We start from the raw sequence: 13,159 nt of genomic DNA, 5'->3' as shown, positions 1-13,159 counted from the left end.
GCGGCGAAGGAACTGAGGAAGTACTGCAACTACCTCCAGATGGAGATCGCCGCGGCGATGATTCAGGAGCAGCCACCACACGACTGGTGGGAGCGCGGCGCTCCGAGAGAGCGGTCATGACGGGCGGCTGTCCGACCCCGACGTGCACTCTCATGCCGCGGTCCGCGTGCTGACTGGCATGATCGTGCGTCGAGCCTGCCGGACGTACGAAACAGGGCTGGGGCAAGACGACGAAGTTCAGCCGCTGATGGCGGCGAGAGCTGGTCTCACAGCTCGTCTCATAGCCGACCGCTGGTGCGAGGAGCGTGGTGGTTGCGCCGGACGGGCGACGGTGACGGCCGGACCCCGGTAAGTCGAAACATGTACCGTGTCGGCCACCCGTCGCCGTCCAAGCAGTCAGAACCGCTGGAATGGGCCGGCAGATTTACCTGCCAGTTCGTCGAGATCCCGGTCGTCGGCCGCTACGCGCGGGTCCAGAACGGCGGGATCGCGACGGCTGATCGGCCGGGCCGTCGACGGCGCCGAGGCTGGAGAACGTCACTGAAGGCGCCGCCGGGCGTGACGACATGGGTGGCGGCCATGGTGACGCCGCGATCTGTGCTCCGGTGACTGGCAGCACGGGCGAGATCTGGTCGAGCAAGCGCTGCGCCAGGGTGGCGTCGATCTCGAGGTCAGCGGTGACGCGCACGTCGGCTGCGGTGGCCAGGTCCACGACATCGTCGCTGGTGAACGCATCAGCTCCGAGAGTGCTCAGCCTCCGCGCGAACTCTTGCACGTCAATCATCTTCAGCCTCACCCCCGGAACATGCCGGGGCTGAGGGTGGCGACCGATGCAGGTGTCGCCTGTGCGCGGGAGGGCACGGTCCGGCACGATCAGGTCATGATCGTGTTGTTCGACGCTGACGTGCCGGTGCACTACGGGTTCATGTTCCTGACCGGGGGTGACGAGTACCCGGACCTGGATGACACGTGGGCGGGTCAGCAGAACGGGCTCGCCGGGGCCGCGACCCCCGGCGTCCTGTCGATGATCACCGGGTTGCACACCGGCCGGGTGCCGCTGCGTATCGAGTGGCACGCCACGGCACCGGAACCCGGTGCCGGCTGGGAGGAGATCGTCGACGTGCCGTTCACCCCGCCGTCGGTGGACATGTGCGTCCGGTCGTTCCAGGACTCGTTCGACGTCCGGCTACCCGGCACCGGCCCGCTGCGCGCGCGGTACTGCGCTGCCGGGATGGACGCCGCCCGGGACGTTGACACCGTCATGTCCGAGGAACCGACCGTGGACCGGTATCTGCTGCAGCTGTGGCCCGACGAGGAGGCGGCGGAGACGATCGTGCGGCAGACCAGCGCCACTGCCGCGTACTGGCACGGTGTCGCCCGGGAAACACCACCGGCGGCCGAGCACACCGGCGACGACACCGGCGAGAACGGCGGTGACGGCGGTCAGGACGGCTAGGGCGAAGGCTGCCAGGAAGACTGGTACGACGCTTGAGCGTGGGGCGACCGGCCGCCGTCGGATCGGCTGCGGCAGCTGCGCGGCAACGTGCTGGGTGTGGCCCAGCATCATCGGGATCTGCTGGACGTCTCCGACGGATGGATCCCGGGGTGCAGCGGGCCGCGGCGCGGTGGCTGGCTCGCCGAGCTTTCGAAGTGGCCGGGATGGAACGAGATCGGCTGGGCCCGTGCGGCGCTGACCGCCATGGACGGCGGCGAGCCGCTCCCGGAACCGTTCACTTCCCCGGAAGCGGTGTTCCCGCTGCTGTGGACCGGGTTCAACAGGAGGCGACCTGCGACGGTCAATCGGACTCGGCGGCCGAGCTTTCGTCATGCTTGTTCACCTCGCGGCCGATCCGCCGCGCGAGGCTGGCGTCGCGGGCAAGGCCAAGAGCGACCGCCGCGACCACGAGTAGCGCCACCGTGCCGAGGACCCATCCCATGGTCGCAGCGTACGAGCGTGCGACAAGCCAGGGCGGGTCAGTGGGCCGATCCCGCCCCCTGCGCCTCGCGTTCCGCGGCTCGGCTGTTGCGCCGCCCGTACGTCAGATAGACCACCAGCCCGATCCCCAGCCACGCCAGGAACCGCAGCCAGGTCTCCACCGACAGGTTCGTCATCAGATACAGGCAGGCCAACGCCGACACGATCGGCAGGACCGGGGACAGCGGCACCCGGAACGGCCGGGACAGCTGTGGCCGCGTCCGCCGCAGTACCGGCACCGCCACCGACACCACCACGAAGGCGAACAGCGTCCCGATGCTGACCAGGTTGGCCAGCGACGACAGTGGCACGAAGCCCGCCAGCAGCGCGATCCCCACGGTCACCGCGATGGTCGTCCGGTACGGCGTACCCCAGCGGGGGTGGACCGCGCCCACCTTGGGCGGCAGCAGGCGGTCGCGGGACATCGCGAAGCCGATCCGGCCGATCGCCACGATGTCGACCAGGATGACGCTGGTCAGGCCGGCCACCGCCGCGATCGAGACCAGGCTCGAGGCCCAGCCCGCGCCGACCGCGTCGAAGGCCGAGGCGATCGGGGCGCCGCGGTCGATCTGGCGGTAGTCGACCATGCCGACGACCACGAACGAGACCGCGACGTACAGCAGGGCCGACACGCCCAGCGTGCCGAACAGGCCCAGCGGGAGATCGCGGCGGGGTTTGCGGGTTTCCTCGCCCAGGTTGGCCACGGCCTCGAAGCCGGTGTACGCGAAGAAGACCACCGCCGCCGCGGTCAGCACCCCGGCCACCCCGAACGCCGACGGGTCGATGCCGAACAGCAGCTGGGACAGCGGGCGGGTCAGGCCCGACGCGTCGTCCTCAACCGGTTGCGACGGCGGGACGAACGGGGTCAGGTTGGCCGCCTTGATGAAGAAGGCACCGGCGATCACCACGAAGACGCAGATCGCCACCTTGACGACGACCAGCACGTTGGTGACGCGGGACGACTGGCGGATGCCGACCGTGGCGACCGCGCCCAGCAGCAGCACGATCGCGACCGCGCCCAGGTTGACGACGCTGTCCTCGCCGAAGAACGTGCCGGGCAGGTCGAAGAGTTCGGCCAGGTAGCCGGACCAGCCGCGGGCGACCACGGCGGCGCCCAAAGCGAACTCCAGCACCAGGTCCCAGCCGATGATCCAGGCGACGATCTCGCCCATGGTCGCGTACGCGTAGGTGTAGGCGCTGCCCGCGGTCGGCACGCTCGACGCCAGCTCGGCGTAGCACAGAGCGGCGAGCAGGCTGGCCACCCCGGCCAGCGCGAACGCCACGATGACGGCCGGGCCGGCGTGGTCGCGGGCCTCGATGCCGGTCAGCGTGAAGATGCCCGTACCGATGACGATGCCGATCCCGAAGCCCATCAGGTCCACCGGCCCCAGCCGCCGGCGCAGCCGTCCGTCTCCCTCGCGGCCCTCCTCGGCCTGGTCGCCGCTCTGGGCCAGGACGACCTCGATCGGCTTGGTCCGCATCATCGACACGGTGGGCTCCCCTCTGTCCGGCGCGGCTTGCGGTTACCCCTGCTTCGGGCGAACCATGCCGCCGATGCCGGTCCCGCCCGGACCGACATGAACGAGGCCGGCCCACATCGCGGGGCGTTGCCGGTACCGGTCGTGGAGCTGCCGGGCGCAGGCGTGGACAGCCTCGGGCGTGGTGAGGCTGCTGAGCGCACCGAAGGTGGCGGTGGTGGCGCGGGCGGCCACGATGTCGGGCACCGGCCAGAGGGTGGCCACGACGCCGGCGAAACCGGCCAGCCGCAGCGCGGAGGCGAGGTGGATGTTCTCGTCCGGCAGCCGGGCGCCGGTGGTCGCTGTGGAGCAGGCCGACAGGTACGCCAACGTCCGGCCGCCTGCGGGTGGCCGGAGGGCGATCAGGTCCCGGACGCGCAGCCGGCCGTCGGCGAGCACCAGGTGGCTGTCGGAGGGGCGCTGATGGTCCGTGGTGGCGTGGCAGGCGAAATGGACCACGGACGCCTCCCGCAGCAGCCCGGCGACCCGCAACCGGGTGGCCTCGCCGCGGGACACGACGATCGTCTCCGGGCCGAGAATGTCCCGCACCGCCTCGCTTTCCGGGAGAGCCCGGGGCAGAGCGGGGTATCCGGCGGTCTCCGGCATCGCGACCACCACGGCCCGACCGCCGGGTACGGCGTCGCCGGCATCGAGGGCCCGCAGCGTCGGCGTGTACGAGCTCACCACCCGGTGCAGGGCCGCCGCGTGCAGCGGCAGGTAGGACATCGGCCCGGTCGGCAGCCACCACACGCTCGGGGTATCGCCGTCCGGGACGAGACCCAGCTCGGTCATGTGGTCGAGGATCGGGCCGACGGTGGTGTCCCACAGCCAGGGCAGCAAGCCGGTCAGGGCCGCCGCGGGTTCCGCGAGGAGGGACCGGGCGTGCGCCCGGACGTCGTCGAGGTCCAGCCCGGTCAGGGGTACGACATGCGTACGGCCCCCGGTCAGCAGGATCGCGTCGCACCGGTACGAGCTGACGTTGACGATCGCGACGCACCGCTCCCCCACCAGGTCACGCAACGCGGCGAGGCCCGGTGGGCGCAGGAAGGTCCGGTCGACCTCGCGGATCTCGTCGATCAGGCGGTCCCGGGCGACGGCGGCCTCCTGGCGGCTCCACGGCACCCGCCCCGCCTGGGGAGCGGCCGGGTCGAGCAGCGCGTGCAGGGCGGTGAGCCGCTCGGTCAGCTCGGGCGCGCGTTCCCGGGCCACGTCGGCGCCGGAGCGAAGGCTCAGGGCCTGGGCGTAGAGCACTCCCCGGCCCTGTTCCAGAACCTCGACGGCGGCGTCCGGCTGGCCGAGCGACAGCGCGCAGGCGGCAGCGGCGGAGGCCAGGCCGCCGAACTGGGCCAGGAGACGTTCCTGGTCGTCGCGGCCGAGCCCGACCCAGGCGACGAGGTCCAGCAGGCTCACCGCCGTACCGAACGCGGCGAGCGCGCCTTGCGCGTCACCGTCCCGGGCCAGGAGGTGCCCGAGCTGCTGGGCCGCGAGCGCCCGGGACAGGACCGGCGCCGGCGCGGTGCCGATCAGCCGCCGGAAGGCGGCGACCGCTGCCGGCTGGTCACCGAGCAACTGGTGGACGGCGGCCAGGTTGCGCAGGGCCTCGGCCAGCACCGGCTCGTCCGGCCCGGCCCGGTCGAGGACCTCGGTCAGCACCTCGCGGGCCGCGTGCAGATCCTCCTCGGCGCCGGTGAGCTGGGCGGTCGCCAGCAGCACGGATCCCCGGTTGGCCCGATGCCGGGCCAGGCGTAACGGTGAGCCGGTCGATGCCTGCTCGGCGAGGTGCAGCAGATCCGCCGCTTCGCGCAGCATCGCCGGGTCGGCCGCCGCGACGCCGCCGCGGTGCAGGCTGTTGGCCAGCGCGGCCCGGTGGTCGGTCAGCTCCGGGTCGTCGGCTGCCGTTTCCCGTACGACCGCACGCAGCAGCTTCACCGACTCGTCGAGGGCCACGGCGTCACCGCCGAACTCGAACTTGTTGCGCAGCGCGGTGGCGAGGTTGGCCCGGTGGACCAGCCGGTCGGCGTGGTCGTCCGGGAGCAGCCGCAGAGCCTCCCGCCAGCGCGCGACGGCGGCGTCGAGGGCACCGGTGTCGCCCGTGCGCGCGAACGCGACCCGGTAGGCGATCGCCTGCTGGGCGAGGTACAGCGGCCGGTCGGGGTCGTCCTCCGGGGTGCCGGACAGGGCCCGGTCCAGCAGCCGCAGCGATTCCAGCAGCACCTCGTGGTCACCCGTAGCCATCGACCGGTCGACCAGGACCCGGGCCAGACCGGCACAGCAGCCGGGCAGCGCGGAGTCGTTCTCCGGCACGGTCTCGACCGCGGCCCGGTGGTGCTGGACCGCGGCGTCCAGCTGCCCGGCGTCGCCTGTCTGTTCGAAGGCGGCCTGATGGGTGTTCGCGAGGTTGGCCAGCACGCTCGCGCGCCGGCCCGGATCGTCGGTGAGCTCGAGTGCCGCCCGGTGCGCGGCCAGCGCCTCGTCCAGCGATGACAGGTCGCGGCGGTTCTCGATCCGGCGCAGCAGCGCGAGGCCGAGGTTGGCGTGGCCGGCGAACCGTCCGGGGTCGGCCTCGGTGGCTTCGCGCAGCAGCGTGACGGCCTCGTCGAGCACGGTCGCGTCGCGGAAGCGCTCGGCCCGCCGGACCAGCACCATCCCGAGGTTCGACAGCCACAGCGCCGGCGCGGGCGCCGGGGCCTGCCGGCGCAGGGCTTCCCGCAGCGTCAGCTCGGCGCGGGCCATCGACATCAGATCACCGGTACGGTCGTAGCGCCCGTACCAGGCGGCGCCGAGGTCCGCGAAGGCTGTGGCCGGTGCATCTACCTCACCGGCCAGTTCTTCGAGCAGGGCGATCCCCTCGTCGTCACCCCAGGCTCGACGCGCCGCAACACCGGGGTCGTCAGGCACCGGGAGGCTCCCCGCCGGTCCGCCCGCCGTGCGGTTCGACGGGCGGGCAGCTCTCCAGCAACGCCCGGGTGTACGCGGCGGCGGCCGCGGCTGCGGAGAACCGCCAGGCCAGGGTCATGCGCCGGTCGGCGTAGTCGCTGATGCCCCGCACGACCAGCCAGCTCCGTCCGCCGGCGAAGCTCGCCGTGCCGATCCCGGAGCCCTCCATCTCCAGCGCGATGATGTCGTAGGCCTGCGCGAGCTTGTTCCGCAGCTCCGCGTTGCGGACCGACCGGTCGCCGGAGCCGATCCGTCCCAGGTGAACCTTCGGCAGGCCCGGGAGTCGATCCGCGCTCACCGGGTGCTCCACCGGCTCGGCGTCTTCGTCATCGCCGGCGTACAGCACGTCGGTGGACGGATCCGGACGGGCGAAGTGCGGCAATTCCGCGATCAGGCGTGCGAGGTGCGGCATCCAGGGCCGGATTCCCCGGTGCTCCTCGGCGCGCAGCATCCTGGCCCGCTGCTCGAGCAGCGGGGACGGCCGGGGGAAGCTCTGCCGCGGGGTGGTGCCTTCGGGCCGGTCGACGACGTGGTCGTACTCGGCGACACCCCAGGTGGAGACCGCGATGTCGCCCAGCCTGACGTGCCGCTCAGGGTGCTCGGGAAAGGGGATGCCGGCGGCGATGCCGACCATCAGCACCTGGTCCACGGACTCGAAGCTGCGCACCAGATGGGTGGCCCCGGCCGCGGCTGCGCTGGTGGCGGTGCGGCCGAGCAGCGTCAGCACCACTTGGTGCGGGAGTCCGGGCAGGATGCTGGGGATGGTCCCGCGGACATAGGTCCCGGAGTCGCCCGCGACCGTCACGACCTCCGCGTCGTCGATCATCGTCCGCATCGCGGCGAACTCTTCCTCCATCGCCGTGACCAGCCCGAAGGTCGGCGGGCCGGCCGAGCCACGAGCCGGACCGGTCAGCCGGGCGCGCTCGCGGGCGTTCTCCAGATAGGTGATGTCGTCGTCGAGCCGCCTCTCCGCCCAGCCCGCGGTCTCGAGGTCGTCATCGAACAGCACGTCCGCGGAACCGGCGCGGTCCAGGGCGACCAAGGTCTGGGTCATGTTCGACCGGGCGATCTCCACGGTGAGCCGCAGGTCCCGCAGCAACGTCTGCGTGACGGCCAGGGCCCGCTCGTCACCGGTCAGGATCTCAGCCGCGACCGCCTGGTGCACGCGCAGCTGATAGCGGTACGCGGCCGCGTCCAGCAGATACCGCAGGAACGGGGTGACCGCCGTGTCGCCCCGTGACCAGGCGAGCAGGCTGAGGTGGGACTCGTCGCGGGGCGGCGCCAGGATCAGCAACCGCCGTTCCGCCCGGCCCGCGTCGTCGAACGGCGGCAGCTCCCAGACGGAACATGGGCCGAGCCGGGCCCGGCCGCCGGTCCACAGTTCACCGGGGGCGGACGGCGGCTCCTCGTCGGCATCCGGATACGTCCCGAGGAAGATCCGGACGACTCCGAGCATCAGGTCGGTGCCCCGAGCGGCGATCGCCGACCAATGGGCGTCCGGACCGTCCCAGCCCGGCCCGTCCGCCCCGGCGGACCAGGCGATCGACAGAATCAGCGCGTCCTGTTCCCGTCGCAGGATCGCCTGCACGAGCCGGTCGGGACGCTGCCGGGCCGCGATGGTCTGCGTGCGGGGCACGAGCGGGCCAGCCGCGGGCGGATCGAGCGGCAGATCGCCGATCGCCGCGGTCGCCCGCGAGCGCTCGGCGGCGTCCGCCCACAGGGCGAGAAGTTGCTGGTAGGCGGGCTCCGACCAGGGACCGTCCAGCGGTGCGAAGACGTGCACCACCAGTTCCTGCCGCTGCGGCGCAGCGTCACCCGCCGGCGGCGGCGCCGCGGAGCGCACGGCGGGCGGTGGACCGGGCGGTGGGCCGGATCCGTCGAGCAGGTGTACGAGCCGCAGCAGCCGCAACCGCAACGACTTGGGCACCGGCCCGACCAGGTCCGCCCCCGGTTCGATCGGGACGACCCGCAACGGGCTCAGCGCCTCGAGCTCCGCCGTCGCCGCGGCGAAGTCGACGCCGTCGGCCTCGGCCAGGGCCGAGAGCATCTCCTCCAGCGTTTCGCCGACCTCGGCCCACTGCGACCCGGTCAGCGACCACCGGGGCAGGTCAGCCAGGGCCTGCCGGGCATCCTGCCGGTCCACCGGATCGATCGGTGCGGGCTCACGCGACGGTTCTACCGGTTCCATCGCCCCGCACTGTATCCACGATGGGCCGTCCGCGACCGTCCTCATTCACCCGTCCGAGAAGCGAACCCTGCGCCCGGCGGCGGTACCGTCCCGGCATGGACGATGGCGACCAGCCGGACGCGGCAGCTCTCCAGCAGCTTGTCGTGCTTCTCCGGGAGGCCGTGCAGCGCTACACCGACACCGGGGATCGCGCGGCGGTGCTGGCTTTTCCGCTGGTCGAGGCGGCCGCGACGCTCGTGCGTCACACACTGGGCCCGCCGATCGCGGTGGACGAGGCGTCGCTGCGCGAGGTGCTGACCGTCGTCGGAGACTTCTACCTGTGCCGGGCATCGGCCGGCTCCGAGGAGGGCGACGGGTACATCGATCCGGTGACCGCCATCGCCTGCGCCGTCCTGTGCGGCCGGGAGCAACGGGTGCTGTCACTGATCACTGATGACGCGGAGACGGCCGAGGAGTTGCGCTCCCCCGCGGCCTGGGTCGACGTTGCTGTGGACGTACCGGGGCCGCAGCGGTTGTCCGGGACCTTGCTGCTGCGGCTGGCCCTGACCGCTCTCCCGCCCGGCGATCGCCGCCGGGCGGTCGTCGCGACGAACCTGGCCGGCGGCTTGCTGCACGCCTACGAGCAGACCGGTGACCTCCACCTGCTCACCGAGGCGGACGTCGTGTGCACGGCGGTGTCACTCGAGGCCGCCTCGGCGGACCTGCTGTCCAACCACGCGCTGATCCTCGGCTCCCGCTTCGAGGCCACCGGCGAGCTGGACCAGCTCGACCGCGCGATCGCCATCGCCCGCCGGGCCACCGGGTCCGATGAGGACGGCACCACGTTCGCCACGCTCGGGCTGCTCCTGCGCGACCGCGCCGACCGCTGCGGGGACGCCGACGCAGCCCGGGAGTCCGCCGACGCCCACCGGGCCGCCGTCGAACGGGCGGCCGGCACCCCGACGCGGGCGCTGCGGCTGTCCAACCTGGCTTCCGCCCTGCGCACCGGCTATGAACTGACCGGCGAGTCCCGGCTGCTCGACGACGCCGTGGCCGCCGTCGAGGAGGCGGCCACGCTCATCCCGAACGGGTCCTCGCTGTTCCCGGCGGTGCACACCAACCTCGGCGTGATGCTGTTCGCGGACTACGAACGCTCGGCCGATCCGGCCCGGCTGACGGCGGCGCTGGCGGCGTTCGGCATGGTCGAGGAGGCCGGCCCGGCCGGCACGTTCACCGCGCTGGCACCGAATCTCGCCCTGGGGTTGAAGGCACAGGGCAGGCTCGGCGACCTGGCCGGCCTGCGCCGGGCGGTGTCACTGTGCGAAACGGTCGTCGCCCGGTTGCCGCCGGGCAGCCCTGACCGGCCCACCGCCGTGTCGAGCCTGCTCGACGCTCTGCTGACCCTGGCCGACCACGGCGAGCTCCGGGCCGAGGCGCTGACCGCGGCGCTGCGGCTGGCCGAGGACACCATCGACCGGACATCGGGCGACCACGCGGACCTGCCCGCCCTGCTGTCCACGGTCAGTGTCGCCCAGCGGACCTCCGCCGAGTGGTCCGACGCGACGGCGGGGCTGCACCGGGCTGTGGAGACCGCCCGGCAGGCCGTCGACGGCTCCGGATCGGGCCATCCCGACCAGCGGGTGTACTGGTCCAATCTCAGTGCCGCGCTGCTCGCCCGGGCCGAGCACACCGGGTCGGCGACCGACCTCGACGAGGCGGTGACAGCCGGTCGCCGAGCGGTACGGGCCGCAGCCGACTGGCCGCACAGCCGGGGTCCGGCCGCCACCAACCTGGGCCTGGCCCTGCTCACCCGGTACCAGCGGTACGCCCGGCCCCAGGACATCACCGACGCCGTCGACGCCGCGCGGACGGCGCTCGCGGCAACTCCGCCGGAGGACATCGCCCGGCCCGGGGTGCTGTCCAATCTGTCGCTGGCGTTGCGGGCGCGGTGCTCAGCCGCGGACGACCTGGCCGATCTCACCGAGGCGGTCGAGCGGGCCCGGCAGGCGGTCCGGCTCACCCCGGACGGCCACCCCGACCGGCCGGGCTACCTGAGCAATCTGGGGCTGGCCCTGGCCGACCTCGCCGACCGCACCGGCGACCGGGACCTCACCGGTGAAGCCGTGCGGCGGGCGCGCGAGGCGGTGGCGTCCGCGCCGCCCGGGCATCCGGGGCTGGCCGGTTACCTGTCGAACCTGGGCAACGTGCTGCAGGACCGCTACGTGCGGGCGGGCTCGCTGGCCGACCTGGAAGCCGCGATCGACGCCCAGCGGCGGGCGGTGGAGGCGACCGGCGCCGGGCAGCGCGACCGCGCCCGCTATCTGCTCAACCTGAGCGCCGCGCTCCAGGCCCACTTCGGCCGTACGGGCTCACGAGCCGGCCTCGACGCCGCGGTGGAAGTGGCCCGCTCGGCCACCGCGGCGCCCGGGGCCGGCCGCGAGGCCGGGCAAGCCATGGCGTTCCACGGACTGAACAATGCTCTCCAGGCCCACTTCGCCTGCCATCGTGATCCGGCCGTACTGGCCGAGGCGGTCGATGCCGCGCGGTCCGCGCTCGCCGCCATCCCGGAAGGCCACCAGCAACGGCCGATGTTCCTCGACGGTCTGGCAGCCGCCCTGCACCTGACCTACACGGCGGGAGCCGGCGTCCCGGCGCTGGCCGAGGCGGCCGCGCACCTGCGCCGGGCGGTCGAGCTGACGCCGGTGGATCATCCGGACCTGGCCACCCGCCTGGTTAACCTGAGCGTCACGGTGGAGAGCCTGCACGAGCGCACCGGCGATGCGGAGGCGCTGCGGGAGGCGATCGCCGCGGCCCGGCGGGCCCTGGACCTCCTGCCGGACGGTCACCCCGACCGGGCCGTCGCCTGGTACGCCCTGGGCGACGCTCTGGAGACCTACCACGGGCCGACGATGGACAAGGCCGGTGTCGGGGAGGCTGTGGCCGCGTTCCGGTCGGCCGCCCGGGTGCGCACCGCCACGCCCTCGATGCGGGTCCGGGCGGCCGCCGCCTGGGGACGGCTCGCCGCCCGGGCCGGTGATCCGCGCGAAGGCCTGCGCGGGCTGACGGCCGCGGTGCGGGACCTGGTGGCGGTGTCCGCGCCGGAGCTGGACCGGACGAGCCAGGAGGACCAGCTCGCACAGTTCGCCGGCATCGCCTCCGACGCGGCGGCCTGCGCGGCGGAGCTGGACCGGCCCGGCACGGCGGCCGTCCTGCTGGAGAGCGGACGCGCCACGTTGCTCGCCCGGCTGCTGGACTCGCGGACCGACCTGACCGAGCTGCGGCGTCGCCATCCCGAGCTGGCCGGCCGGTACGAGGACCTCCGGGCCGCCGTCGACTCCGAGCCCCGGCCCGATCCGGCGGCCCGGCCGGGCCCGGCCGACGTGGCCCGTCTGGTGGCGGTGCGCCGCACCCAGGTCCGCGAGCTCGACACGACCATCGCGGCGATCCGCCGGCTGCCGGGCTTCCGCGACTTCCTGTACCCGTCGAGCGTTGCCGGTCTGCGCCGGCAGAGCGGGCCGGGCGTGGTGGTGATGGTCTGCGTCAGCGATCTCGGCTCGTACGCCCTGCTGGTGACCTCGCGGGAGATCCGGTCCGTGCCGTTGCCGGCCGTCAGCGCGTACGCGGTGGCCCGGCTGACCCGGGAGTACCACCAGGCGATCCGCGCCGCGGCGCACGAGGTGACCAGGACGGTCCTGGCCTGGCTGTGGGACCACGTCGCCGAACCGGTGCTCACGGAGCTCGGCATCACCGGCGCCCCGGTGCACGGCTGGCCGCGACTGTGGTGGGCGGCGACCGGCGTGCTGGGCCTGCTGCCACTGCACGCCGCCGGACGGCCTGAACCGGGCGGGCACCGCACAGTCCTGGACCGGGTGGTGTCGTCCTCCACCCCGACGGTTCGGGCGCTCGCGTACGCGCGCCGGGACGGGGCCCAGCCGGACGGGGACGCATCGACGCTGGTGGTGCCGATGCCGCGTACCCGTGGTGGGTCGGACCTGCCCGGATCGGAGGCGGAGACCGCGCGGATCGCGGGGCTGCGGCCGGCCGGGACGACAGTCCTGGCACCGGCCGACGCGCACCGCGACCGGATCCTCGCGGAGCTGCCGCGGCACGCCCGGGTCCATTTCGCCTGCCACGCCACCAACCCCGACCCGCGGCACCCGTCGGCCGCCGCGCTGGAGGTCACCGACGGCCGGGCGCGGCCGCTGAGCGTGCTCGACGTGACCCGGCTGCGACTCACCGGTGAGCTCGCGTTCCTCTCCGCCTGCTCAACCGCCAACGCCGGCGAAGCCCTGGCCGACGAGGCGATCCACCTGGCGTCCGCGTTCCAGCTGGCCGGCTACCGGCACGTGATCGGCACCCTCTGGCCGGTACCGGATGCTGTCGCTGCCCGGGTCGCCGGCCCGGTGTACGACGGCATCGCCGCAGCCGGTACGGCGGACGCCGCGCCCGTAGCCCTGCATCACGCGGTCCGCGAGCTGCGCCGCCGTTACCCGGACCGGCCGGCGCTGTGGGCGACCCACGTCCACTCCGGATCGTGACGACGAAATCCGGTTGACCGGCGTG

The 13,159-nt window shown here is 73.5% G+C and carries 6 protein-coding genes; 2 read left to right on the top strand and 4 right to left on the bottom strand.

Annotation, left to right across the window (positions count from 1 at the left end):
- Nucleotides 1-880: 880 nt before the first annotated feature.
- The gene (locus ACZ6S4_RS29510) at nucleotides 881-1,456 is read left to right on the top strand and encodes a hypothetical protein (protein ID WP_465478033.1); all 576 of its coding nucleotides are present in this window, start codon (nucleotides 881-883) and stop codon (nucleotides 1,454-1,456) included.
- Nucleotides 1,457-1,796: 340 nt separating this feature from the next.
- On the opposite strand, the gene ACZ6S4_RS29505 is transcribed toward ACZ6S4_RS29510, so the two are convergent.
- Genes ACZ6S4_RS29505 through ACZ6S4_RS29490 form a run of 4 tightly spaced genes read right to left on the bottom strand, consistent with a single transcriptional unit; the run spans nucleotide 1,797 to nucleotide 8,617 of the window.
- Complete coding sequence (locus ACZ6S4_RS29505; protein ID WP_465478032.1) at nucleotides 1,797-1,937, bottom strand: hypothetical protein; 141 nt, start codon at nucleotides 1,935-1,937, stop codon at nucleotides 1,797-1,799.
- A 37-nt stretch (nucleotides 1,938-1,974) separates the two neighbouring features.
- Nucleotides 1,975-3,459: an amino acid permease gene (locus ACZ6S4_RS29500; RefSeq protein WP_465478201.1), complete on the bottom strand. Its 1,485-nt coding sequence runs from the start codon at nucleotides 3,457-3,459 to the stop codon at nucleotides 1,975-1,977.
- 39 nt (nucleotides 3,460-3,498) lie between these two features.
- Nucleotides 3,499-6,390 carry a CHAT domain-containing protein gene (locus tag ACZ6S4_RS29495; protein WP_465478031.1) on the bottom strand — a complete coding sequence of 964 codons (2,892 nt, stop codon included), beginning with the start codon at nucleotides 6,388-6,390 and terminating at the stop codon, nucleotides 3,499-3,501.
- Nucleotides 6,383-8,617 carry a CATRA conflict system CASPASE/TPR repeat-associated protein gene (locus ACZ6S4_RS29490; protein WP_465478030.1) on the bottom strand — a complete coding sequence of 745 codons (2,235 nt, stop codon included), beginning with the start codon at nucleotides 8,615-8,617 and terminating at the stop codon, nucleotides 6,383-6,385. The genes ACZ6S4_RS29495 and ACZ6S4_RS29490 overlap by 8 nt, the downstream gene beginning before the upstream one ends.
- A 95-nt stretch (nucleotides 8,618-8,712) precedes the next feature.
- Between ACZ6S4_RS29490 and ACZ6S4_RS29485 the strand changes: the two genes are divergently transcribed.
- Nucleotides 8,713-13,134 (top strand): CHAT domain-containing protein, encoded by a 4,422-nt coding sequence (locus tag ACZ6S4_RS29485; RefSeq protein ID WP_465478029.1) that lies wholly within the window; start codon nucleotides 8,713-8,715, stop codon nucleotides 13,132-13,134.
- Nucleotides 13,135-13,159 lie beyond the last annotated feature (25 nt).

The organism is Actinoplanes sp. NPDC051405, from assembly GCF_055586185.1.
This window is presented reverse-complemented; position numbering and strand designations above follow the sequence as displayed.

Coding starts and splice junctions, on each gene's coding strand:
- ACZ6S4_RS29510 (WP_465478033.1), top strand. CDS start 881: ATGATCGTGTTGTTCGACGCTGACGTGCCGGTGCACTACGGGTTCATG.
- ACZ6S4_RS29505 (WP_465478032.1), bottom strand. CDS start 1,937: ATGGGATGGGTCCTCGGCACGGTGGCGCTACTCGTGGTCGCGGCGGTC.
- ACZ6S4_RS29490 (WP_465478030.1), bottom strand. CDS start 8,617: ATGGAACCGGTAGAACCGTCGCGTGAGCCCGCACCGATCGATCCGGTG.
- ACZ6S4_RS29500 (WP_465478201.1), bottom strand. CDS start 3,459: ATGATGCGGACCAAGCCGATCGAGGTCGTCCTGGCCCAGAGCGGCGAC.
- ACZ6S4_RS29485 (WP_465478029.1), top strand. CDS start 8,713: ATGGACGATGGCGACCAGCCGGACGCGGCAGCTCTCCAGCAGCTTGTC.